Source organism: Acinetobacter lwoffii (assembly GCF_029024105.1).
GTDB classification, from domain to species: Bacteria; Pseudomonadota; Gammaproteobacteria; order Pseudomonadales; family Moraxellaceae; genus Acinetobacter; species Acinetobacter lwoffii.
In genome coordinates this window covers 1,965,140-1,988,441 of sequence record NZ_CP118963.1, presented here as the reverse complement: position 1 = coordinate 1,988,441, position 23,302 = coordinate 1,965,140, and the positions used below count along the sequence as shown (strand labels likewise).

Here is a 23,302-nt window from a genome sequence, read left to right as displayed (position 1 = left end):
TAAGAGGGAAGCTCATGAATCAAATGCCAAAAGTCCAAATTTATCATAACCCGGCCTGTGGCACCTCACGCAATACGCTGGCGTTAATTCGCAATGCGGGAATTGAGCCGGAAGTGATCGAATATCTGCTTACGCCACCCTCGAAAGATCAGCTGGTCAACATGATTCGGGATGCCGGTTTGACGGTTCGTGAAGTGCTCCGTAAAAATGTCGATCCCTACACCGAGCTGAATCTGGATGATGCCGGCTGGAGCGATGAGAAACTGCTGGATGCCATGCTGCAACATCCGATCCTGATCAATCGCCCGTTGGTGGTTACCGAGTTTGGAACCCGATTATGCCGTCCATCGGAAGTGGTACTGGATATTCTGCCTTTGCCACAATTAAAAGCCTTTGCCAAAGAAGACGGTGAAATCATCGTGGATGAACAGGGCAATCGGGTAAAATAAAGTGTCCCCCCATGCGAAAAAGCTTCAACTTGATTGGAGCTTTTTTATCTGAAAAACACATTGACGATGATCTATATCGGAAAAAGCGGGAAATTGTTCAAGCGAGCGCTTTCTGGTAGGCATATTCTGATCTGGATATCATTTTTGACAGGTCATCTTTACCATATATATGGATATGTGTATATTTGCATAAAAAATGGGAGCAATTATGGACCACGTTCAGTTTTTTAAATGTTTATCTGATGAAACACGTCTCAGTATTGTCCTGCTAATTGCACAAAACAAAGAGCAATGCGTCTGTGATCTGACCGATAAACTGCAGTTAAGCCAGCCGAAAATTTCACGTCATCTGGCCTTGTTACGTTCTTGTGGTTTACTCAACGATCGCCGGCAAAGCCAGTGGGTGTACTACAGCATTAATCAGCAATTGCCGGCCTGGTGTTTTGAAATTCTGGACGTGCTAAAAGCTAGTGAGGTTCCGGTTTTATTTGATTCTTCCGCTCTATCGATTCAGAGCCATTGCGAGTAAGTTTTCATGAAATTTTTGTTTTTATGTACGGGGAACAGTTGCCGCAGCATTCTCTCTGAAGTGTTGTTCAATAGCCGTGCGCCAGAAGGCTGGGTCGCTTACAGTGCCGGCAGCAAACCTTCCGGTCAGGTGCATCCCTTGACGCTTGAAACCCTGCACAATCTGGGCTTGTCGACTGAAGGCTTATCCAGCAAAAGCATTGATGCCTGTGAACAGTATCAGCTAGACGTGGTGATTACCGTCTGTGATGCGGCAGCACAGGAAGCGTGTCCTCTTTATCTTGGCGGAGCGATCAAGGCGCACTGGGGCCTGTCTGATCCGTCCCATTTAGAGGTGGATAAAGAAGAAAAAATGAAAGCCTTTATGAGCACTGTTGAACATATCAATCGTCGCCTGGATGCTTTGTTTAAACTTAACGTAAATGAGCTTTCTCGCTCGCAATTGATTGCAGCGATTAATCAAATTTCGAATGTTGAGTAAGTCACATGTCTGAAAAACGCATGTCCTTTTTAGATCGCAACCTGACGCTCTGGATTTTTATTGCCATGGCGTTAGGCATCGCCATAGGAAACTTTTTTCCTCAAGCATCGGTTGCTCTGGATCAATTCAGTATTAATTCAGTCAATATTCCAATCGCGATTGGTCTGATTCTGATGATGTATCCACCCCTGGCAAAAGTGGATTATGCGACCTTGCCGCAAGTGTTTAAGGATAAGAAAACCCTGACGCTATCTTTAATTCAAAACTGGTTGATTGCTCCGGTACTGATGTTTGCGTTGGCTGTGATTTTTTTGCATAGCTATCCAGAGTATATGACAGGCGTGATCCTGATTGGTTTAGCTCGATGTATCGCCATGGTACTGGTGTGGAATGGTCTGGCCTGTGGTGATAACCAATATGTTGCAGCATTGGTGGCGTTTAACAGTATTTTCCAGATTTTATTCTTCAGTACCTATGCCTGGTTATTCCTGACCTTCCTTCCGCCATATTTTGGTATTGAAGCTCAAGTGATCAATCTTAGCTTCTGGACCATTACCCATGCTGTTCTGGTTTATCTTGGAATTCCGTTCTTATTGGGTTTCTTAACGCGCTTAATTTTGGTGAAACAAAAAGGCGTAGAATGGTATCAAAACAAGTTCATTCCAAAAATCAGCCCGCTGAGTTTGATGGCTTTGCTGTTTACGATTTTGGCGATGTTTAGCTTAAAAGGAGGTGATGTCGTAAGTCTTCCACTGGAAGTTTTACGCATCGCGATTCCTTTAATCATTTACTTTGTGGCCATGTTCTTTATTAGCTTCTTTATGAGTAAATGGATGGGCAATGATTATCCAAAAACTGCTGCAATCTCATTTACTGCGGCTGGAAATAATTTTGAATTATCACTTGCAGTCGCTATTGCAACTTTTGGTATCGCTTCGCCAGTTGCTTTTACCACGATTATTGGGCCATTGGTTGAAGTACCTGTGTTAATTGCTTTAGTGAGTGTTTCACTGTGGCTAAGAAAGAAATATTTTAAAGAGGCTTGATCCGATGAACCTGCCTAACGTAGATCCAAATCTTATTGAACAACCCACCTTTGAAAAAGTCCAAGCCAAAGAACTAGCTCATCCTCCTCGGATTTTACTGCTCTATGGGTCTAATCGGGAACGTTCTTACAGTCGCCTTGCAGTTCTTGAAGCTGGTCGAATCCTTGAATATTTTGGGGCAGAAGTAAAAATCTTCCATCCGAAAGGGCTACCTTTACCGGAAGATGCTGATACTGAACATCCAAAAGTAAAAGAACTGCATGAGCTTCTGGCATGGGCTGAAGGTATGGTGTGGTGTTCACCGGAACGCCATGGTTCTATGAGTTCCATCTTTAAATCGCAGATTGACTGGATTCCTCTGGCAGGGGGTGCAATTCGTGCCACTCAGGGAAAAACCCTTGCCTTGATGCAAGTCAGTGGGGGATCACAGTCCTTTAATAGTCTGAACCAGATGCGTGTTTTGGGGCGTTGGATGCGGATGATCACGATTCCAAATCAGTCTTCAATTCCAAAAGCATTCCTGGAATTTGAAGAAGATGGACGAATGAAGCCATCAGCATTCTATGACCGGATTGTCGATGTGATGGAAGAACTGTATAAGTTTACTTTACTAACCCGTGGGCAAAGTGCTTATTTGACCAACCGTTATTCGGAACGCAAGGAATCGGCTGAAGAGCTTTCCAAACGGGTAAATCAGCGTAGTTTATAAATTCTAGGTGATCAGAGAGACTGAAAAGTATCTTGAGCAATGGAAGGCTAATTTAAACGCTTGAAAATTTTATGAAATACGCCCAGTCTGATAAGCAGGCTGGGTTTTTATTTGATGACAATAAAGAAGGGGGGAAATATTTTGGCTCAATTACAAGCTGAAGTTGATGTGATCATCATCGGTGGTGGACAGGCCGGTTTGTCCACGGCTTATTTCTTAAAGCGTAAGAACATTCCGTTTATCATCCTAGATGATCAGCCTCAGCCTGGAGGTGCCTGGCAGCATGCCTGGGAGTCCTTGCGCCTTTTCTCCCCGAATAGCTGGAGTTCGCTGTCAGGCTGGATGATGCCGGCGACCGAACAGACCTATCCGACCCGCAATGAGGTGATCGATTATTTGACCGCCTATGAGCAGCGCTATCACTTTCCTGTAGTTCGTCCGGTGCGTGTGGAACGCGTGGAAAGTAAGGGCCAGTATTTAGAGGTTTATGCCGGGGAACAATCCTGGAAAGCCAAAGCGGTGGTAAGCGCTACAGGGACATGGAGCCAACCATTTATTCCCGAGTATGCCGGCCGTGAGCATTTTCAGGGCGTACAACTGCATTCCGCAGATTATAAAAATGCTGAGTTATTTAAAACCAAGAAAGTCATGGTGGTGGGTGGCGGTAACTCTGGTGCACAAATCTTGGCAGAAGTATCTCAGGTGGCCGAAACGCTTTGGATCACCCAGACACCGCCGCAGTTTCTGGCAGATGATGTCGATGGCCGTGTCCTGTTCTTAAGGGCGACTGAGCGCCTGAAAGCCCAGCAGGAAGGTAGAAAGATTGAGCAGCCCATTGGGGGGTTGGGTGATATTGTCATGATTGATTCAGTTAAAGATGCACGTGAGCGAGGCATTTTGCAGAGCAGGCGTCCATTTTCAGCTTTTACAGAACATGGCGTGATTTGGGAAGATGGCAGCACAGCGCATGTGGATGTGGTGATCTGGTGTACAGGATTTAAGGCGGCGCTGAATCACCTCAGCAGCCTCGGAATTATCCAGCCGGACCAGACCATTGCGGTTCAGAATGGCCGCTCTGTTCAGGTACCAAATTTATGGCTGGTGGGCTATGGAGAATGGACCGGTGCTGCTTCGGCCACGCTGGTCGGGGTTTCCCGGACAGCTCGGGCAGTAGCGGAAGACATCGCTGCATTTTTGGCCTGAGAGGATTTGATCCTGATTCAGTCGAGTGGATTGAGTGAATAGTATCTGTCTGCAACGAGCATCATACCCGATGGTCTGATGCTCGTGATGATACGCTTGCATTGACGTTCGAATTTAATCAGGTAACTTATGCCCACAATGTGGACAGAAGAAATATTTGTTTTTTTCCTGCTCGAGTTGTTCTTTCTTACGCTCATGAATAAGTTCTAACAGGATATCCTGCATTTGTTCTTTGCTCAGTCCGACTTCTTTACGTAAAATTTCAATTTTTTCTTGATCTTCAATTAAGTCAATTTCTGCATCATCGAGCAGTTCACGAAATCTTAATTCCAGTTTGTGCTTGCGCTGTCTCAGCTCATTGGCCAGACCATTTGCCAGAATACCCGCAGGAAGCGCTGCCAGACCCACCCCTAAAATAGTAATTAAAGCCCCTAGAAAGCGGCCTAAGGGGGTGATTGGTGTCACATCGCCATAGCCGACCGTGGTCAGTGTCACCACTGCCCACCACATGGATGCAGGGATGGAGCTAAAGACTTCTGGTTGAGCCTTATTTTCAACCACATATACTCCAGCCGCCGCGATGATGATCATGATCAGCAGGATAAAAATAACCGCCTGAAATGAGCCCTTTTCGCGCTTGATCACCCGCAATAAAATCTGCAGGGAGACGAAATAACGGGTTAATTTAAGTAATCTGAATAATCGAAGGATTCGCAGGAAGCGTAAATCGAGATGCACAAAGAAGTTAATATAGGCCGGGAGAATCGCCAACAGGTCAATGATGGCACCGCCACTACGGATCCATAACCATCGGTTTTTCCATGCACCTTCAAAGGGGTCTTTTTCCGCAATGGCCCAAAATCTTAATAAATATTCCAGGGTAAAAATAAAGATCGAGAATAATTCAAAGGCATCAAACAGCAGCTGATAGGATTGATAGAGGTCATTGATTGATTCAAGTAAAACGGCAGCAGTATTCCCAATAATCAATATAATCAGAAATATATTGATGACGCGACTTAAGATGCTTTCGTGTTCTTCATTATGCAAATTGTCATAAATAAATCTGCGAAGCTTATACCAGGCCTTGAATTCCATAACAGTGCATTACGGTGCGATAAGATGCTTTGAGTTTAGCGCAAGCCCGGCCATCGAAAGGAAATTTTTAAAAAATTAATCAGAACTGTGGGGTGGTGATTATCCTGGATTTTTAGGGCTAAAGCGAGTGTGCACGACTCTAAAACCCCCAAAGCATTCTGGTAAATCTCACTACGGAATACTTGAACGATACCGATACAATACTGCTTCAACAAATACCCTGTTGTCTTTGGCAGTTACTCAAACAGTACTTGCTCGTCCGGGCAACAGATCCTTAATCTGTTCCCACTGATCATCTCTTAATGCATAGCGTTTAGTCATGAAAAAATAATGAGGACAGATTAGATTTTTTTAAGCTAATTGGTGACAGGCCTAGTTGCATCAAGTGATCTTTTTTCTCTGGCATTTTTGTTTTCATAGAGGGGTCTTATTATTTTTATACCTGTTTCTATGCTAAAAATTAAAAGTGCGTTGTGATCGCCTGATCATAAACTTGAGAATACAGAGAAGGTTTTTGTTGAAGAAAAAGTTATTTGTATAAACAAAGGAAGTGATTTGAATTGGTGATATCTTTATTGGATGTTGAAAAGTAAGAATTTTTATTTCAAAAAATCTCTAGGGTTTTCGAATGTATTGAATTGATTTCAATGCGAAGCCCATAGGGCTGTCGGGCATTGAAAGAGAGCTGATAGCCATACTGTTTTAACAGGTTAGCGGTCAATGCCAGTCCTAAACCATGGCCGTGCTGCTGAGCAGATTTGCGCCAGAAGCGTTGTCCTAAATGTTGGATATCCTGTGCTGTCAGTTGCTGTCCATCATCTTCAATCACTAGGCAACCAGACTGCATGGAAATCCAGATATGGGCAGCCTGTGCATGCAGCAGGGCATTTTCAAGCAGATTTTTCAGTACGGTATACAGCACAAATTCAGGCAGCTGAATTTCGCCCAAGTTGTCCCAGTTTACTTGTATTTTTTTGTTCATTTCTGGATAGCGTGTACCTAAGTCTGCAAGAACTTTCTCAAGTGTGGGGCGAAGCCAGATGGCCTCAGGCATTGCCTGGATACTGTTTTCTGATTGGGTCAGCAATAAAAGCTGCTCGAGTAACAGCGTATAACGCCGGATACTCTCATTGGCCTGCTGCAAATTATGCTGAATGGATTCAGGCAGGTGCTGCTGCTGACCGATCAGCTGGGCCAGTTGTACATGGGTTTTAATTGCAGTCAGGGGACTGCGTAATTCATGTGCAGCATAGGCACTAAAGGCTTTCTCCTGTTGCAGACTGTCATTGAGTTTTTGAATCAACTGCGTGGAATTGTTGACAAAAGGCTGTACTTCTTGGGGAATACTTGCAGGCTTGAGCTGCATTAAAAAATCTGCCACCTCTGAATAGCTAAGGTTTTTCTGGTTCAGGTATTGACTGAGCTGATCCAAAGACCGGAACTGTCTGCGGATAATAAAGATGATCAGGGCAATACAGATCAGCAGTGAGAAGACCAAGGGAACCAGTACCGACTGCAGAATCTGCTGTAGTAGCGTATCCCTCAAGAACATACGTTCTGCCGCCACTACCTGAATATCACCACGACGCAGAACATAACTGCGCCATTCTGTATTATCCTGCTGCCAGGTGCTGAATCCTTGTGGTCGCTGGCTTAAATTTGGGGGGGCACCGCGTGTTTTGGCAATCACCTGATTGCCTAACGAGATGTCAGAGCTAAAAAGAGAGACTTCACAGGCAATTAACTGGTTTGCATCATCATTCTTGGCTAATTTGGATAATGTTGCATCCCCCAGACTATCCAGTGGTAACTGCTGAATCAGCCGGGCAACCATTTGTGCAGATGCCGATAAGCGTTGATCCAGTGTGTCTTGTAAGCGTTGTTTCAGGTCAATATACAGCCATGAAAATACTGCACTCCACAGCACAATAAACATGGCCAAAAGGCTCATGACCAAACGCCATTTCAAGCTGTGACTAAACATGACGCTGCTCAAACGGTTTGAAAATATATCCCACACCACGAATGGTCTGAATTAAATCTGGATGCAGTTTTTGTCTCAGGTGATAAATGTGTACATTCAGGGCATTGCTCTCTATAGAGTCCTGAAAACCATAGAGCTTGTCAATAAGCTGTTCATTTTTCAGGATCTGGTTGGGGTGGCTCATCAGGGTTTCCAGCAGGCTGAATTCACGGCGAGATAAATTCACGGTCTGGTCTTGATAGATCACAGTCTGGGTATCCCGATTTAGAACCAGTTCATCAAATTGCAGGGTATTGGAGGCAAAGCCGCGGTGGCGACGGGTGAGGGCATGAATCCGGGCAATCAGTTCCTCCAGTTCAAAGGGTTTGGTCAGATAGTCATCGGCACCGGCATTCAGGGCCTGAACACACTGATCGGTCCGCAGCCGCGCCGTCAATACCAGTACCGGGAGATCAATCTGGTCGCGCCGCCAGCTGTGCAGCAAGTCCAGGCCATCCTGATCCGGCAGGCCTAAATCCAGTAAACACAAATCGACTGCACTATGCCGGATAAAATAATCTGCAGCACGTGCGTTACTGACATGCTCCACTGAAATATTCAGATAGTTCAGAGCAGCACAAATGCTCTGTGCGATATAGGGATCATCCTCAACCAATACAATAAACATAGAACATCCTGATCAAACTGCCATTATTTTATAAATGATTTGGGCTGTTAATGTTGCCTTAATTTTAGTTTTTCAATAATGCAGTCCTAACAGGAGGAGATCAGCTGGATGTTGACGTGGATATTGGGTGCCGTGATCGGCGGTGGAATCATGACGGGAACTGCACATGCAGACTTTTTACCACCAGATCAGGCATTTCAGTTTCAGGTGGTTTCTACAAGCCAGGATCAGGCAGAGCTTAGCTGGAAAATCGCAGATGGCTATTACTTGTATCATGACCAGCTTAAAGTGTCTCATCAGCAGACCCCAGTCAAGTTGGCACTGCCCAAACCCGAAGACAAAGATGACCCCAATTTCGGTTTGACCCAGGTCCATTATGGGCAAGTCAAAACCAATATGAAGGTTCAGCCCAACTAGAAGTTTGTGGTGCAGTGGCAGGGCTGTGCAGAAAGCGGTTTATGTTATCCGGTACAACGCACCACAGTAAAAACTGATGCAGATGGTTTATTTCCAGCGCAAAACTTGAGCAAAACCCCAAAACTGCTGACCAGCACTGTACCGCCAGAAGCAAACGAAAAAATTCTGACTGCTCAGAAAGATGAGCTCCAAGCTATAGAGCAAACTCCAAGTACAGATAAAGCATTGACCGAAGAAAAGGTAGAGGAAATACAAGTCGCTGCAGTTTCTGAACCTGTGGTGCAGCCTGAGGTGGAATTAACAGAGAAAAATGACCAGCTCATTGCAGACCCTAAAAATCAAACTTCGTCAGCAGGCATGAATAGCCAGTGGAACAATGACCAGTATTTTTTAAGTCTGCTGTCAGAACAAGGTCTGTTAATTAATGCCCTGATTTTTCTCGGGCTTGGCATTCTGCTGGCATTTTTACCATGTTCTTTACCTTTAATTCCAATTTTAACGGGAATTCTGGTTCAGCAGCACCGGGGCTACCGTGCGGCACTGATTGCACTGGTTTTCGTTTTGGGTATGGCACTGGTCTATGCGGTCATGGGACTTGCTGTGGCACAGCTCGGTTACAGTTTTCAGCGCTGGTTTCAAAGTCCGGTATTCATCAGTATTTTCAGCATTCTGTTTGTTTTGTTCGCACTTAATCTGTTCGGAGCATTTCAGCTGTCCTTACCCCAAGGCATGTTGCAGCGTCTGGATCAATGGCAGCAAAAGCAGAAGGGTGGCACGCTGATTGGTGCCGGTCTTATGGGCATGATCGCGGCACTGATTGTCGGGCCATGTATGAGTGCACCGTTGGCCGGTGCCTTAATCTATGTGTCTCAGCTTAATCAACCAATGCTGGGAGCCAGTTATCTGTTCGTCTTAGGCCTTGGGCTGGGCTTGCCACTATTTATTGCTGCCGTATTTGGGTCCCATCTTTTACCCAAGCCTGGTATCTGGATGGATCGCCTGAAGTTTAGTTTTGGCTTTGTCATGCTGGCGCTGGCCTTGTATTTCGCCCGTCCACTATTGCCCGGCATTTTATACCTGAGCCTTTTGGGTGTGGTACTGATCACCTGTTCAGGCTACTTCTTGTTCAAGATGCTGCCTCATGTGCATCGGTCTGTAGCGAAAATAGGCCTGATGCTGCTCAGTGGTTTACTGGTCTATGCAGGAGGCATGCAGCTCTACCATGTCTGGAGTCAGGTACAGGTCGCCCATGTGAAATCACGGCTTGAATGGCAGAAGGTCAGTACCGCCGCACAATTGCGACAGGTTTTAGTTAAACATCCTGCACACCCGGTGGTGATTGATGTCTATGCAGACTGGTGTGTGGCCTGTCAACCGATTGAAAAGGATGTGATTCCACGTAGTGATGTCCAGACGGCTTTACAAAATGTGGTTCGTATCAAATTAGACCTGACCCACTATCATCCAAGTCAGGATGAGCTGCTAAAAGAATGGCAAATCCTCGGACCACCCACCTTCATATTTCTAAATGCAGCGCATCAGGAACAGCGAGACTTGCGTTTAACCGGAAGCTTTAGCGCGACACATTTACTAGGCACATTGCAGCAACTGCAAGGAGAGCAACCATGATGATTTCCAGTGATGCACTGCATCTGGGACCTTTGATGTTGCCCTGGGCACTTATTATTGTTGCCACTGGCTTGATGCTGTTATCTGCCATCCTGTTTGGATTAGCCAGAAAGTATTCATGGTCTAAACAGCAGCTTGGGAAAAGTCAGGATTTGCTCTGGAGCAGTTTTTTGCTGGGGATGCTGGGTGCGCGTCTTATTTTCGTTCTGCTCAATGCCGAGCTGTATTTTGCAGCACCCATCGACATACTGAAAATCCAGGACAAAGGTTTCCATTTATGGGGAGGGGTGCTGCTTGGTGCTTTGTGGTATGTCATTCGAAACAGACAGCTGCAGACCAGATTTAAAGCCATCTTGTTGATCATATTGGTACTCTGGATCGGGCTTGGGCTCGCGTTCAAATCCAGTCTAAAAACTGAAGCAGCGTTTCCTGATCTCGCCTTTGCTGGACTAGAACAGGAGCGTCTGGGTACAGACAAGGTTTCACTCAGCCAATTCATTGGCCAGCCCACGGTAATTAATTTGTGGGCGAGCTGGTGTCCGCCGTGTCACCGTGAAATGCCGGTGTTGGCTAAAGCAGCCAAGCAGCATCCTCAAGTGAATTTTGTCATGCTCAATCAGGGTGAGGAGGTAGCCACCGTAAATGCCTATTTAAGAAAACATCAGTTTCAATTTAAACATGTCCTGCTGGACCCATATGGTGAACTACCCCAGCAGCTGAATAGTTTCGGCCTGCCAACGACGCTGTTTTTTAATGCTCAAGGTCAGCTGGTCGAGCGGCATATGGGGGAACTCAGTCCGGCCATGTTGCAGCAATATTTAAACAGGATTTCAGATCAACCTTAAAAAACGGAAGGACGTAGTATGAATAAAATTAACCAGGTGCTTGGTGCAGGCATGTTTCTGATCATGAGCATGCACACGCAGGCAAATATTAAACAGAATATTGAAAAACAGGGCTTTGTGTTTGTAAAACAGATTCCGGCACCACAAGGAATGACCGGCTGGGTGGGGCATGAAGACCAGTACTCCAATACGGTATTTATCTCCAATGATGATAAATACTATATCAAGGGCGAACTGTTTGATGCACAAGGGAAAAGCCTTTCCAATGAGCAGATTGAAAAGCATATGAAAAAAGCGGTATTGGACGATGTATGGAAAACCCTGGAAAAATCGACCTGGATCCAGGATGGCAAGCCAGATGCACCACGGGTGGTTTATGTCTTTTCCGATCCGAATTGCCCATATTGCTATAAATTCTGGCAGGCGGCCCGACCTTGGGTAGAATCAGGGAAGGTACAGCTGCGTCATATTCAGGTCGGTGTGATCCGTGAAGAAAGCCGTGGCCAGGTGGCAACACTATTGAATTCGAAAGATCCAGCGGCAGTTTTTAATGATATAAACAAGAATAAAGGCAAAAAGCAGCTCAAGAAAATGGAAAAGATTCCTGTCGAAATTGCTGCAAAAATTGATGCCAACCAGGCCCTAATGGGGAAATACGGCTTTTTCTCCACACCGTCGATGGTCTGGAAAAACAATCAGGGTGAATTTAAATCTGCTCAAGGCCTGGCGATGGATGTCAAGGAAATTTTTGAACAATAATATTTTAACTACATGATAGAAAAGTAATTTTTACTTAAAACATCTATACATGATAGGGAGGCAGATTTACATTGGAGGATAGGCTAAGCATGAAGAGCAGATAAGATATGTCAAATTTGGATGATCCACGGGTACTGCTTGCTTTGGAACGAACCGCTCTGGCGTGGAACCGGAGTGGTTTGGCATTAATTGCTTTTGGTTTTGTGATTGAAAAATCCAACCTGCTAGTGCAACTGGTGGACCCAGACACTTATGCACAGAAAATAGCTTATTCACAATGGTTGGGAATTGCGGTGATTGTATTTGGTATGTTGGTGAATTTCGCCTCAATCCTGCAATATCGACGGGGTTTGACATCACTGCGACCGCCGGAATTTATTGAAGGTTATTACACCCAGTATCCCGTATGGCTAAATCTGTTTACTGCTTTTAGCGGACTGCTTCTGATCATTTCTTTTTGGCTGCACTAAGAAGAGGGCTGGGCGCAATACAGCTCGTACAGCTTTTGCATCAGGCTCAAGACCTTGGGGTCACTCAGACGATAGAAAATCTGTTTGCCCTCACGTCGGGTGCCAACCATGTCGGCCTTACGCAGTACAGTCAGCTGTTGTGAAAGTGTAGGTTGATGAATATCGGTAGATTCTTCAATTTCCTGAACATTCATTTCCCCGTCAACCAGGACACATAAGATTTTCAGACGATCAGGATTGGCTAAAACTTTTAGGCATTGGCTGACGAAATCGACCTGTGAAAAATCAATTTTGGCATTTGCAGCAATCATATCCATAGATGTCCTTGAAACCTTTGATGTAACCCATGCAGTTTACACAATTTACCACAAAACTGCTTGATTATTATTTTTTATTATATAATATAAAAAAGTATATTGTATAGAGATTGATTCACCATGCATGACTTCCTCATCGCATTTATTGGCGGTTTAATGCTCGGACTTTCTGTAGTTGGCTATCTTTACGTCAATGGCCGTATTGCAGGGATCAGTGGCTTGATTGGGCAGGTATTAAACTCAAAAACCGTATTTAAAACGCCTGCGATCTGGTTTTTATCAGGTTTGATCCTCACACCGTTTATTTATGGTCTGTTTGTACAACCAGAAATCGAATTGAACGCCAGCCCACTGATGATGATTGTGGCAGGTCTGCTGGTAGGTTTTGGAACACGCTTGGGTTCGGGCTGTACCAGTGGTCACGGAATTTGTGGTATCAGTCGCCTGTCTAAGCGTTCTATTGTCGCGACCATGACTTTTATGTTTGCAGGTTTTGTCGCTGTTTACCTTATCCGTCATATCACAGGAGCATTCTAAAATGAAAAATGTGTTTGCCTTTTTATTTGGTGCGCTGTTCTCTGTGGGATTGATGGTATCGGGCATGTCCAATCCGGAAAAAGTACTCGATTTCCTGGATCTGTTTGGCGATTGGGATGCCAGTCTGGCCTTTGTGATGATGGGCGCGATTACTGTGGCCTTTATTCCCTTCCAGAAAGCATTACGTACGGCGCAACCGAAAACAGTATTTAATGAACCTATTGATTTACCTAAAAATAATCAGATAGATAAGAAGCTGATCACGGGTGCGGTTTTATTTGGTGCAGGTTGGGGCATTGCCGGCATCTGTCCGGCGCCAAGTTTCACTTTGATCGGTTTGGGCCACTATCAAGTGCTCTATTTTATTGTAGCAATGCTGGTGGGTGTATGGATTCACCGTAAATGGTCAGGAGCTTAACGATGTCAAATTTACCTATAGTAAAAGATTTTTTTCACGAAGATACCAATACCTTCAGTTATGTTGTACGTGATCCGGCGACCAAAGCCTGCGCCATTATTGATAGCGTTCTGGATTATGATCCGGCATCAGCAAGTACATCCACTATTCATGCCGATAAAATTATTGCCTATATTAAAGAGCAGGGTTTAACGGTCGAGTGGATTCTCGAAACCCATGTCCATGCTGATCATTTAACTGCAGCGCAATATCTCAAAGAAGAACTGGGTGGCAAAATTGCCATGAGCCAGAAAATTGGTATTGTTCAGGAAACTTTTGGCGCGATTTATCATCTAGATATTAAACAATGGAATGCCCAGCAGCTCTTTGATTATTTATTTGAAGATCATGAGTCGTTCCAAATTGGAACATTGAAAGCCTATAACATTCCAACACCGGGACATACGCCTGCTTGCCTGAGTTATGTGATTGGCGATGCGGTTTTTGTGGGTGATACGTTGTTCATGCCAGATTATGGTACAGCACGTTGTGATTTTCCGCGAGGCAGCGCAGAACAGCTTTATGATTCGGTGCAAAGCCTGTTTCAGTTGCCAGAAGATACCCGGGTCTTTTTATGTCATGACTATCTGCCTGAAACACGTGAATCGTATGTGTGTGAATCTGATATACAGACGCAGAAAAAACAGAATATCCATATTCATCAGGGAATCAGTAAAGCTGAATTTGCTCAGATGCGAAATCAGCGGGATTCAGGACTGAGTATGCCTAAGCTGATTCTACCGGCGATTCAGATCAATATGAAAGCAGGACAGTTTCCTGAGCCAGAACAAAACGGTGTTTCTTACCTCAAGCTTCCTATTAACTACTTCAAATAAGCTTGTGTCGTGATTCAACAAAAAGTTCAACTTTTATTGAATCATTTTTGTGGATAAGGGAGAGGGCGATGTGGGCATTAATACTTGAAGGGCTAGTTATCGGAGTGCTATTGGGTTTGATCGGTGCCGGTGGCGGTATTCTGGCTGTACCTGCACTGATGACGACCCAGGGTTGGACGGTGGCCCAGGCTGCGCCGGTGGGATTGCTTGCGGTCACGCTGTCGGCCTTGGTCGGAACGTTCGAGGATTTGTTCAAGCGTATTGTACGTTATCGCGCTGCCCTCTGGATTGCTCTCATTAGTATTCCTACAGCGCGTTATGGCGTGCATCTGGCCGATATCGTTTCTCCGTTCTGGCTGACGCTGGCTTTCAGTCTGGTCATGCTGATCGTGGCTTACCGGATCTTTTTTAATAAAGTGACCGATCATGGCAATGCACCGTGCAAGGTCAATCAATCGACCGGTCGTCTGATCTGGAATGTCAAAACTGCTTCGTTCCTAGCAGGTATTGGTGTTGTGGCAGGTTTATTAACCGGTCTGTTGGGGGTGGGGGTGGTTTTGTAATTGTTCCAGCCCTGCGTAAATTCACCGACCTTGATATGCGCAGTATCGTTGCGACTTCCCTGATGGTTATTTTCCTGATTGGTGGGGTCAGTATTTCTGCACACGTGCTGGATGGCTTTCAATATCCTGTTTCGGTTACGCTGACCTTTGTCCTGGCCTGTATTGTCGGGATGTTAATTGGACGCAGTCTGATGCAGCGGATTGACAGTAACAAGGTACAGAAAATATTTGCCACTACCGTGGTTGGGGTGGCGATGTATTTAATCTATTCAGCGCTCATGGGCTAAATAGCCAGTTGTAAATTTAAACTCAAACGCTTTCAATCTACCTGAGCATCGTTTATACAAAATATAATTTTAATGGCCGAGGAAGAATGAAAATGATGAAAACTGCAGAGCAATTGATCCAGAATGCAAAAAGCCGGATTCAGGAAGTCAGCGTAAATGAACTGTTTGAAGCGATGCAAAACCATCAACCAATTGCTCAACCATTTTTATGTCAGCAACATGTCCATTCGATAAAGCAGAACAACTAATTTCACCAAATTGGTTCATCACGATATGTAATTTACAGCCATAAAACCAACCCATAGAACTTTTGCCACGTGATGCGATTTGGGCTAATGATTTATGGCATTGAATACGTTGATTTTTACAAACAGGTAGCGTTGTTGAATCAATCTATAAGTATTGTTTATCTTTGCCTTTCATCAAAGCTACATACAGGGCATGTAGTGCTAATTCATGCCTATTGATCAAGTGAATCATGCGTTGGCAGCAAGGCAAGTGCTTAAATAAAAAGCTTTTATCCAGCTTTAGCCATGTAAAAAAGGCTTTGAAATTATTGAAATGAGAACATTTGTACCAAATGGTGATAAAGCAGATTTCTGAAATTGTGAGCTGAGCATTTCTGATTCTTAGAGAATGATGACTTTGTTTGAGGAACTTCCAATAAGTTGCTTCAAATTTAAGAAAGAAATCATCAATTAAGCAGAATCGGTACTATTGAACATCAGGACTAGAGTTGTGAGTTTGGTTTGGTAACTCAACTGATGGCTCTAGTCCTCTTATTTTTCAAGTCAATTTCTTATCCGTGATTCGGGTTAAATTATTTAAATGATGATTCATTCTGTATTCAGATCTTCATAAATTTAAAGGATACTTATTAGGGATATATTCTGTTTTAGACTTAATTCAGGATGCATAAATGAAGTACTCATTTATACAGCAGGCTTTCACTGGTCCCGTGGACATCGTGGGGGATATTCATGGTGAGATTGCCGCGCTGGAACAACTGATCCAGGTATTAGGTTATGACCGGAATGGTCATCATCCAGAACAGCGCAAACTAATTTTTGTCGGTGATCTATGTGACCGGGGGCAAGACAGTGTTGCGGTGATCAAATGCGTCAAACAGCTGGTAGATGAAGGCTATGCACAATGTGTGATGGGTAATCATGAATTGAACCTATTGACCGATACTTTGCGGGAAGGCAATGGCTGGTTTTTTGGTTCACCGCATCAGGATGATCTGAAACCTTTTGATTCGATCCAAGCCTCAATCAAAGATCGACAATGGATTCTGGATTTTTTAAATAGCTTACCGTTGGCCTTGGAGTCGGAGCAGCTGCGTGTTGTACATGCCTGTTGGCATCAAGGATCAATTGATCAATTACGCAATTCTGGTTTTACTTCGCTTGGCGAAGCCTATGCTGATTTCGTTCAACATACAGCGCTGGATCTGCAAGCCTTAGGTATTAATGAATTCATCCAGATAGAGCAGCAACGCTACCAACACCAGTTCAAAGACCCGGCTGCAACTTTACCTTTATTGCAACATCTCGCAGAAAAAGAGCTACGTGAGCAAATGCACAATCCGATTCGGGTCATTACTTCTGGTGCGGAAAAAATCGCCTTAGAACCGATTTATGCCGGTGGAAGGTGGCGGATGATCGACCGCGTGCCATGGTGGGACAGCTATACCGACCAAATTCCAGTCATTACTGGACATTATTGGCGGAACTTTAAATCTACTGAAGAAAAAACCGGTTTACTCAAATCGATCGATGCACTGCAATGGTATGGACAGCAACAAAACGTATTTTGTGTGGATTATTCAGTGGGTAAACGCTATCTCGATCGTCAACAGGGTGTCGCGTTCAGACATCGACTCGGCGCCTTAAGATTTCCAGAAAATATCTTGAGCTTTGAAGATGGCAATCAGTATTCAGTTCAGCGGTTCTGAGAAAAGGCAATTTTCTGATACAAAAAAAGCAGCTTTTCCAGCCGCTTTTTTTACAGAATCTAGATTTTATTCTGCTTCGATTATTTCATAATCATGGGTGATTTCAACACCGCCATCAGACAGCATTTTGCTGGCAGAGCAATATTTTTCAGCAGAAAGTTCTACGGCTTTTGCGACCTGTTTCTCTTTAATCGCTTTGCCGGTCACTACAAAATGCAAGTGAATTTTCGTGAATACTGCCGGAATTGTATCTGCACGTTCAGCCTTTAATTCGCAGCGTACATCGGTAATATCCTGACGAGCCTTCTTTAAAATGGTAACAATATCAAAAGACGCACAACCGCCCAGACCCGTTAAAAGCAGTTCCATAGGACGGGGACCACGGTTTTCACCACCGTATTCAGCTGAACCATCCATGATAAGGCTATGACCACTTTGAGTTTTTGCTTCAAAAGCAACATTCTCTAACCAATGAACGCTTGTTTGCATTGCAACTACCTAAAAAAAGCTATAAATTTGTCAAGTAACTGTACACTAACATAAATTGGGTTGATACGGAATTTCAATCCCACTGTGTGACAAGTTCACATTAGGTCTTGTGCGATCTATAAATTATCCATAATCGGAACTGTTAGCATGACTTCAAACTTTTCACAATTAAGCACTGATGCGCTTTCTCCGGGGCAATTACCAGAATCCGTGAAAGCACTGTTAAAACGTGCATATATTAATCGTTATCCAAAACGTACCACGATCATTGATGCAGGATCAGAATCTAAATCTTTATATTTAATTCTGAAGGGGTCTGTATCTATCATTCTTCGTGAAGATGATGATCGTGAAATTGTCGTGGCTTATTTAAATGCGGGTGACTTCTTTGGGGAAATGGGTCTATTCGAGGTTAATCCACAACGTACTGCGGAAGTTCGTACGCGTGATGTGTGTGAAATTGCCGAAATTACCTATGAAAACTTTCACGAAATCAGCAAGCAATATCCTGATCTGAGCTATGCGGTATTTGCTCAATTAGTACGCCGCTTGAAAAATACCACACGTAAAGTCACTGATCTGGCATTTATTGATGTTTCAGGCCGGATTGCACGTTGTCTGATCGACCTGTCTTCACAGCCAGAAGCGATGATTTTGCCGAATGGCCGTCAGATTCGTATTACCCGTCAGGAAATTGGTCGCATTGTTGGCTGTTCCCGCGAAATGGTCGGACGTGTACTAAAAACCCTGGAAGAGCAGGGCATGATCGAAACCGATGGTAAAGCCATCCTGATCTTTGATGCTTCATTAGAAGAAGCATCTGAAGCAGTGGCAGATGGTGCCATAGACGAATAATCCAGATATTAAAAAGCAAATCTTCGGATTTGCTTTTTTTATGCGTCATTACTCAATACATAAAAATTTAGAACAAGCTTCTCAGAAAAGATGATTTAAGTCTCCCTTATAATTCCGATAGGCTATAGCCCACTTGATCTCAATTCACTGAATAAAATTCACAGGATGTTTTTATGCAATTCAGACCATTGGCGGATACCGGCATTTTTTTGCCAGAAATTTGTTTGGGCACCATGACCTTTGGTGAGCAGAACACACAAGAACAGGCTTTTCAGCAACTGGATTATGCTTTAGATCAGGGAGTGTATTTCTGGGATACTGCGGAAATGTACCCGGTACCGCCAAAACCTGAAACGCAGGGTGCTACCGAGCGTATTATCGGGAACTGGATCGCTGCCCGTGGTGGCCGTGACAAACTTTTTTTAGCCTCAAAAATTGCCGGACCCTCGCAAGGTGGTAGCCATATCCGGGATGGTAAAACCCGTTTCGTTGCCGATGAAATTTCAGCAGCAATTGACCAGTCATTGTTACGCCTGCAAACGGATTATATTGACCTGTATCAGCTGCACTGGCCGCAACGCCCAACCAATTTCTTTGGCAAGCTGGGTTATGGCAATGCTGAAGCGGCAGAAGACCGTACCGTGACAGATCTCGAAGAAACCCTGACCGCCTTGCAGGATGAAATTAAAAAAGGCCGTATCCGTTATATTGGTCTTTCCAATGAAACCCCGTGGGGCACGATGAAATTTCTGCACCTCGCAGAGAAATTAGGTTTGTCCAAATTTGTCAGTGTACAAAACCCATATAACCTGCTGAACCGTACTTATGAAATCGGCATGTCAGAAATTGCCCATTATGAAGGTGTGGGCTTGTTGGCGTATTCACCTTTGGCATTTGGTTATCTGACCGGTAAATTCCGGCATGGTGCACGTCCTGCCAATGCGCGTGTAACACTGTTCTCCCGCTTTAGCCGTTATAGCAATCCGCAAAGTGAATGGGCAACCGAGCAATATGCCCAGCTGGCAGAACAGCATGGCTTAAGTCTTACCCAATTGGCTTTGGCCTTTATCAAGCAGCAGTTCTTTGTGACCAGTACCATTATCGGTGCGACCAATCTGGATCAGCTCAAAGAAAATATTCAGGCTTTTGAAGTCGACCTGTCTGAAGAAGTACTGAAAGGTATTGAAGATATTCACCGTCAACAGCCGAATCCGGCACCATAATCATGGTGTTGTTATTTTAAAGCACCCTCCAAGCGAGGGTGTTTTAATTTTATGAGAAATTAAATTTGATGATAAACAACATGGCCGGAAAACAATAAAAGCAGCATAATCGAAATAAGACGCATCAAGATGATTTGATAAAAATGAATAGTGAAACAGGTATTTCTAAATCCCAAGTATTAGCTATAGCAGTATTCAACTTAGCTGAGCAGTTGCAACTGAAAGAATTCGAACTTGCATTGATTCTGGGTTTATCTGAGGCGGAATTATCTCTGGTTATAAATGAAAAAGAATTAGAACCAGATACTACAGCAGGCGAAAAAGCTATAGCTTTAGTAAATATCTATCAAAAGTTATTTAGCTTGCATGGTGGAGACTTGAGCTGGATGCGCCATTTTATCAATTCACCTAACAAGCTTTTGAATCATCAAACGCCAAGATCCTTGATGCAAACAGAACATGGTTTGAGTGAAGTATTGCGATTACTAGGAAGGTTGCAACCGTACTAAAAATATCTCTCTATTCTCTACTAAGCTGAAAAATAGCAGAGTAAATTAAATAAAATATGAATTGTTTATCTTCACCTTAAAAATTCTTCTAACCTCACTTGAAATATGATTTGATTACACCAATATTATTATTAAAGACTGTCTAAATGTTTATATTAAGTTTTTGAAAAATATATAAAAATGATTTGAAATTTTATCAAGTGCACCCATATATCCATCAAGTAGAACATTTGTTGTGAGGAATAACAAGAATGCGTTTTGAAAAATTTACCAATCGCCTGCAGCAGATCCTTTCAGATGCACAAGTCTTCGCTATGAGCAAAGACCATACCGCAATTGAACCGATTCATCTTCTCCATGCAGTTTTAAAAGAAGCTTCTTATGCAAGCTTATTACAGCAAGCAGGTGCAAATTTAGTTGAGCTGCAAACGAAGCTACAACAAGCCCTCAATGATGCGGCAAAATTATCAAATCCGTCAGCGGACATTAATGTAAATCCTGAAGCTTATAAAGTACTGACATTAACGGAGAGTTATGCACAAAAAGCCGGAGATGAATTCGTTAGTGTTGATTGGTTGATTTTAGCACTGGCTGAAACAGGATCTACGCAAAAAATACTCAGTAGTGTCGGCGTAAAAGCAGATCTACTGAAACAGCTGATTAATCAAATCCGAGGCGATGAAAAAGTCATGAGCAACAATTATGAAGATCAGCGTGATTCACTGAATAAGTACACCATTGATTTAACTGAACGTGCGTTGGCAGGCAAGCTTGATCCTGTGATTGGCCGTGATGATGAAATCCGTCGTACTATTCAGGTCTTGTCACGCCGTACCAAAAATAACCCGGTACTTATCGGTGAGCCAGGGGTCGGTAAAACGGCGATTGTCGAAGGTCTGGCGCAGCGGATTATTAATGGTGAAGTGCCTGAAGGACTCAAAGGGAAGCGTGTTTTATCTCTAGATCTAGGTTCTTTGCTGGCTGGCGCCAAATACCGTGGTGAGTTTGAAGAGCGCTTAAAAGCGGTTCTGAAAGATATTGCCAAACACGAAGGTGAAATCATCCTGTTTATCGACGAGTTGCATACGCTGGTGGGTGCCGGTAAAGGTGATGGCGCGATGGATGCCGGTAACATGCTGAAACCTGCGTTGGCCCGTGGCGAGCTGCGCTGTGTCGGTGCGACCACACTGGATGAATATCGTCAGTATATTGAAAAAGATGCAGCGCTGGAACGTCGTTTCCAGAAAGTACTGGTCGATGAGCCAAGCGTGGAAGATACCATTGCGATTCTGCGTGGTCTGAAAGATCGCTATGCCACCCATCACGGGGTACAGATTCTGGATTCCGCGATTATTGCGGCGGCGAAAATGTCACATCGTTATATCACCGACCGTCAGTTGCCGGATAAAGCTATTGACCTGATTGATGAAGCAGCATCGCGCATCAAAATGGAACTCGATTCTAAACCAGAAGCACTGGATAAACTGGAACGCCGTCTGATTCAGTTAAAAATGCAGCTGGAAGCGGTGAAAAAAGATGAAGACTCAGGTGCCAAAGCTGAGATTCAATACTTGTCCGATCAGATCGCCACAGTTGAAAAAGAGTATCATGACCTGGAAGAAGTCTGGCGTGCAGATAAAGCGCTGGTCGAAGGCAATAAAGACGTACAGATCAAACTGGATCAGGCACGTACAGCACTTGAAAAAGCGCAACGTGAAGGTGATCTGGGCGAGGCCGCGCGTTTGCAATATGGCGTGATACCAGAGTTGCAAAAGCAGCTTGAACTGGCTGAAAAAGCCGATGAAAGCGCAACGCCAAAATTGCTGCGTAACAAAGTCACCGACAATGAAATTGCTGAAGTAGTGAGTGCTGCGACCGGTATTCCGGTTGCGAAAATGCTGCAAGGCGAGCGTGACAAATTGCTACATATGGAAGAATTCCTGCATAACCGTGTAGTAGGGCAAGATGAAGCCGTGGTGGCGGTATCCAATGCAGTACGCCGTTCACGTGCCGGTCTGTCAGATCCGAACCGTCCAAGTGGGTCATTCCTGTTCCTGGGGCCAACGGGTGTCGGTAAAACAGAATTGACCAAAGCCTTGGCGAATTTCCTGTTTGACAGCGACGATGCCATGGTGCGTATCGATATGTCAGAATTTATGGAAAAACATTCGGTCAGCCGTTTGGTTGGTGCGCCTCCGGGCTATGTCGGTTATGAAGAAGGTGGGGTGCTTACTGAAGCCGTACGTCGTAAACCGTATAGTGTGATCTTGTTTGATGAAGTCGAAAAAGCGCATCCGGACGTATTTAACATCTTGCTACAGGTACTGGATGATGGCCGTTTAACTGACTCGCAAGGCCGGGTAGTGGACTTTAAAAACTCTGTGATCGTCATGACTTCGAACCTGGGTTCGCAGGATGTACGTGAATTGGGCGGTAATGCCACAAAAGAAGAAGTCCGTACGGTGGTGATGAATGCGGTATCGGAACATTTCCGTCCAGAATTTATTAACCGTATTGATGAACTGGTAGTGTTCCATGCGCTGGAAAAAGACCAGATTCGCGGTATTGCCGATATCCAGTTGAACCGTTTACGTCAACGTCTGGCAGAACGTGATATGCGCTTGTCGGTAGATGACAGTGCTTTCGATCAGTTAATCGATGCTGGCTTTGATCCACTGTATGGTGCGCGCCCCCTGAAACGTGCAATCCAGCAGCGTATTGAAAATGGTCTGGCGCAGAAAATCCTGGGCGGAGAGTTCCAGCCGGGCGATACCATTCTGGTGAAAGCTGAAGCAGGTGAGTTAATCTTTGAAAAAATGAAACTTAACTAAACCACTTCTCCTTGCAACAAAAAACCCAGCCTAGGCTGGGTTTTTTTTAATCTTATTGTTAACTTCGAGCATTGCAACACTTTTGTATTCTTGTTGCGGCGAGCTTTAAAGCATGGCTTAAAACTCAGCTCAGGGAAAATAAAGAAGATATCAATC

Annotated in this window: 22 protein-coding genes and 4 pseudogenes; 19 read left to right on the top strand and 7 right to left on the bottom strand. The window is 44.3% G+C overall.

What is annotated here, in order from left to right; genetic code table 11:
- The first annotated feature begins 14 nt into the window (after positions 1-14).
- From arsC to PYW33_RS09620, 6 genes are all read left to right on the top strand, one after another.
- On the top strand, positions 15-449 hold the full coding sequence (arsC, locus tag PYW33_RS09645) for an arsenate reductase (glutaredoxin) (protein ID WP_004646558.1): 435 nt from the start codon (positions 15-17) through the stop codon (positions 447-449).
- 208 nt (positions 450-657) lie between these two features.
- Positions 658-978, top strand: coding sequence for a metalloregulator ArsR/SmtB family transcription factor (locus tag PYW33_RS09640; RefSeq protein ID WP_004646559.1), 321 nt, complete (start codon positions 658-660; stop codon positions 976-978).
- Between the two features lie 6 nt (positions 979-984).
- Positions 985-1,458, top strand: coding sequence for an arsenate reductase ArsC (locus PYW33_RS09635; RefSeq protein WP_004646560.1), 474 nt, complete (start codon positions 985-987; stop codon positions 1,456-1,458).
- A gap of 5 nt (positions 1,459-1,463) precedes the next feature.
- Complete coding sequence (gene arsB / locus PYW33_RS09630) at positions 1,464-2,504, top strand: ACR3 family arsenite efflux transporter (protein ID WP_004280164.1); 1,041 nt, start codon at positions 1,464-1,466, stop codon at positions 2,502-2,504.
- 4 nt (positions 2,505-2,508) lie between these two features.
- Entirely contained in the window at positions 2,509-3,213 is a 705-nt protein-coding gene (gene arsH, locus PYW33_RS09625; RefSeq protein WP_004280163.1) for an arsenical resistance protein ArsH, read from the top strand.
- A 141-nt stretch (positions 3,214-3,354) separates the two neighbouring features.
- Entirely contained in the window at positions 3,355-4,416 is a 1,062-nt protein-coding gene (locus PYW33_RS09620) for an ArsO family NAD(P)H-dependent flavin-containing monooxygenase (RefSeq protein WP_004646562.1), read from the top strand.
- A 114-nt stretch (positions 4,417-4,530) separates the two neighbouring features.
- On the opposite strand, the gene PYW33_RS09615 is transcribed toward PYW33_RS09620, so the two are convergent.
- The 4 genes and pseudogenes from PYW33_RS09615 to PYW33_RS09600 all read right to left on the bottom strand — a co-directional run bounded on the left by PYW33_RS09615 (position 4,531) and on the right by PYW33_RS09600 (position 8,165).
- A complete protein-coding gene (locus tag PYW33_RS09615; RefSeq protein WP_004280160.1) occupies positions 4,531-5,514 on the bottom strand; it encodes a potassium channel family protein in 984 nt (327 codons plus the stop codon).
- Positions 5,515-5,688: 174 nt separating this feature from the next.
- Positions 5,689-5,835, bottom strand: a pseudogene (locus PYW33_RS16940) (IS5/IS1182 family transposase); the annotation flags it as partial.
- Between the two features lie 283 nt (positions 5,836-6,118).
- Complete coding sequence (locus PYW33_RS09605) at positions 6,119-7,498, bottom strand: sensor histidine kinase (RefSeq protein ID WP_004646563.1); 1,380 nt, start codon at positions 7,496-7,498, stop codon at positions 6,119-6,121.
- Positions 7,491-8,165 carry a response regulator gene (locus PYW33_RS09600; RefSeq protein ID WP_004646564.1) on the bottom strand — a complete coding sequence of 225 codons (675 nt, stop codon included), beginning with the start codon at positions 8,163-8,165 and terminating at the stop codon, positions 7,491-7,493. Before PYW33_RS09600 ends, PYW33_RS09605 begins: the two co-directional genes overlap by 8 nt.
- A 108-nt stretch (positions 8,166-8,273) precedes the next feature.
- Between PYW33_RS09600 and dsbD the strand changes: the two are divergent.
- The 4 genes and pseudogenes from dsbD (at position 8,274) to PYW33_RS09580 (ending at position 12,285) form a co-directional block, all read left to right on the top strand.
- Positions 8,274-10,211: pseudogene (gene dsbD, locus PYW33_RS09595) on the top strand (protein-disulfide reductase DsbD).
- The gene (locus PYW33_RS09590) at positions 10,208-11,056 is read left to right on the top strand and encodes a TlpA disulfide reductase family protein (protein ID WP_004646568.1); all 849 of its coding nucleotides are present in this window, start codon (positions 10,208-10,210) and stop codon (positions 11,054-11,056) included. The pseudogene dsbD and the gene PYW33_RS09590 overlap by 4 nt, the downstream one beginning before the upstream one ends.
- Before the next feature lie 18 nt (positions 11,057-11,074).
- On the top strand, positions 11,075-11,815 hold the full coding sequence (gene dsbG, locus PYW33_RS09585) for a thiol:disulfide interchange protein DsbG (protein ID WP_004646569.1): 741 nt from the start codon (positions 11,075-11,077) through the stop codon (positions 11,813-11,815).
- Between the two features lie 107 nt (positions 11,816-11,922).
- Positions 11,923-12,285: a YidH family protein gene (locus PYW33_RS09580; RefSeq protein WP_004646570.1), complete on the top strand. Its 363-nt coding sequence runs from the start codon at positions 11,923-11,925 to the stop codon at positions 12,283-12,285.
- Here the strand turns inward: PYW33_RS09580 and PYW33_RS09575 are convergent.
- The gene (locus PYW33_RS09575) at positions 12,282-12,602 is read right to left on the bottom strand and encodes an ArsR/SmtB family transcription factor (protein ID WP_004280150.1); all 321 of its coding nucleotides are present in this window, start codon (positions 12,600-12,602) and stop codon (positions 12,282-12,284) included. The genes PYW33_RS09580 and PYW33_RS09575 overlap by 4 nt on opposite strands.
- 120 nt (positions 12,603-12,722) lie before the next feature.
- On the opposite strand from PYW33_RS09575, the gene PYW33_RS09570 reads away from it, so the two are divergent.
- From PYW33_RS09570 to PYW33_RS09555, 4 genes and pseudogenes are all read left to right on the top strand, one after another.
- Positions 12,723-13,139 carry a YeeE/YedE family protein gene (locus tag PYW33_RS09570; protein WP_004646571.1) on the top strand — a complete coding sequence of 139 codons (417 nt, stop codon included), beginning with the start codon at positions 12,723-12,725 and terminating at the stop codon, positions 13,137-13,139.
- Between the two features lies 1 nt (position 13,140).
- Complete coding sequence (locus PYW33_RS09565) at positions 13,141-13,557, top strand: DUF6691 family protein (RefSeq protein WP_004646572.1); 417 nt, start codon at positions 13,141-13,143, stop codon at positions 13,555-13,557.
- A 2-nt stretch (positions 13,558-13,559) separates the two neighbouring features.
- Entirely contained in the window at positions 13,560-14,432 is an 873-nt protein-coding gene (locus tag PYW33_RS09560) for an MBL fold metallo-hydrolase (RefSeq protein WP_004646573.1), read from the top strand.
- Between the two features lie 68 nt (positions 14,433-14,500).
- Positions 14,501-15,282 (top strand): annotated as a pseudogene (locus PYW33_RS09555) (sulfite exporter TauE/SafE family protein).
- A gap of 168 nt (positions 15,283-15,450) precedes the next feature.
- On the opposite strand, the pseudogene PYW33_RS09545 reads toward PYW33_RS09555, so the two are convergent.
- Positions 15,451-15,981, bottom strand: a pseudogene (locus PYW33_RS09545) (transposase); the annotation flags it as partial.
- A 220-nt stretch (positions 15,982-16,201) separates the two neighbouring features.
- Between PYW33_RS09545 and PYW33_RS09540 the strand changes: the two are divergent.
- On the top strand, positions 16,202-17,239 hold the full coding sequence (locus PYW33_RS09540) for a metallophosphoesterase (RefSeq protein ID WP_004646578.1): 1,038 nt from the start codon (positions 16,202-16,204) through the stop codon (positions 17,237-17,239).
- Between the two features lie 66 nt (positions 17,240-17,305).
- On the opposite strand, the gene PYW33_RS09535 is transcribed toward PYW33_RS09540, so the two are convergent.
- Positions 17,306-17,728, bottom strand: a complete 423-nt coding sequence (locus tag PYW33_RS09535; RefSeq protein WP_004280142.1) for an OsmC family protein — start codon at positions 17,726-17,728, stop codon at positions 17,306-17,308.
- Between the two features lie 147 nt (positions 17,729-17,875).
- Between PYW33_RS09535 and crp the strand changes: the two genes are divergently transcribed.
- From crp to clpB, 4 genes are all read left to right on the top strand, one after another.
- Positions 17,876-18,583 carry a cAMP-activated global transcriptional regulator CRP gene (gene crp, locus PYW33_RS09530; RefSeq protein WP_004280141.1) on the top strand — a complete coding sequence of 236 codons (708 nt, stop codon included), beginning with the start codon at positions 17,876-17,878 and terminating at the stop codon, positions 18,581-18,583.
- Positions 18,584-18,756: 173 nt separating this feature from the next.
- Positions 18,757-19,806 (top strand): NADP(H)-dependent aldo-keto reductase, encoded by a 1,050-nt coding sequence (locus tag PYW33_RS09525; protein WP_004646579.1) that lies wholly within the window; start codon positions 18,757-18,759, stop codon positions 19,804-19,806.
- 143 nt (positions 19,807-19,949) lie between these two features.
- Positions 19,950-20,315 carry an antitoxin Xre/MbcA/ParS toxin-binding domain-containing protein gene (locus PYW33_RS09520; protein WP_004646580.1) on the top strand — a complete coding sequence of 122 codons (366 nt, stop codon included), beginning with the start codon at positions 19,950-19,952 and terminating at the stop codon, positions 20,313-20,315.
- 251 nt (positions 20,316-20,566) lie between these two features.
- Entirely contained in the window at positions 20,567-23,146 is a 2,580-nt protein-coding gene (gene clpB, locus PYW33_RS09515; protein WP_004646581.1) for an ATP-dependent chaperone ClpB, read from the top strand.
- Positions 23,147-23,302 lie beyond the last annotated feature (156 nt).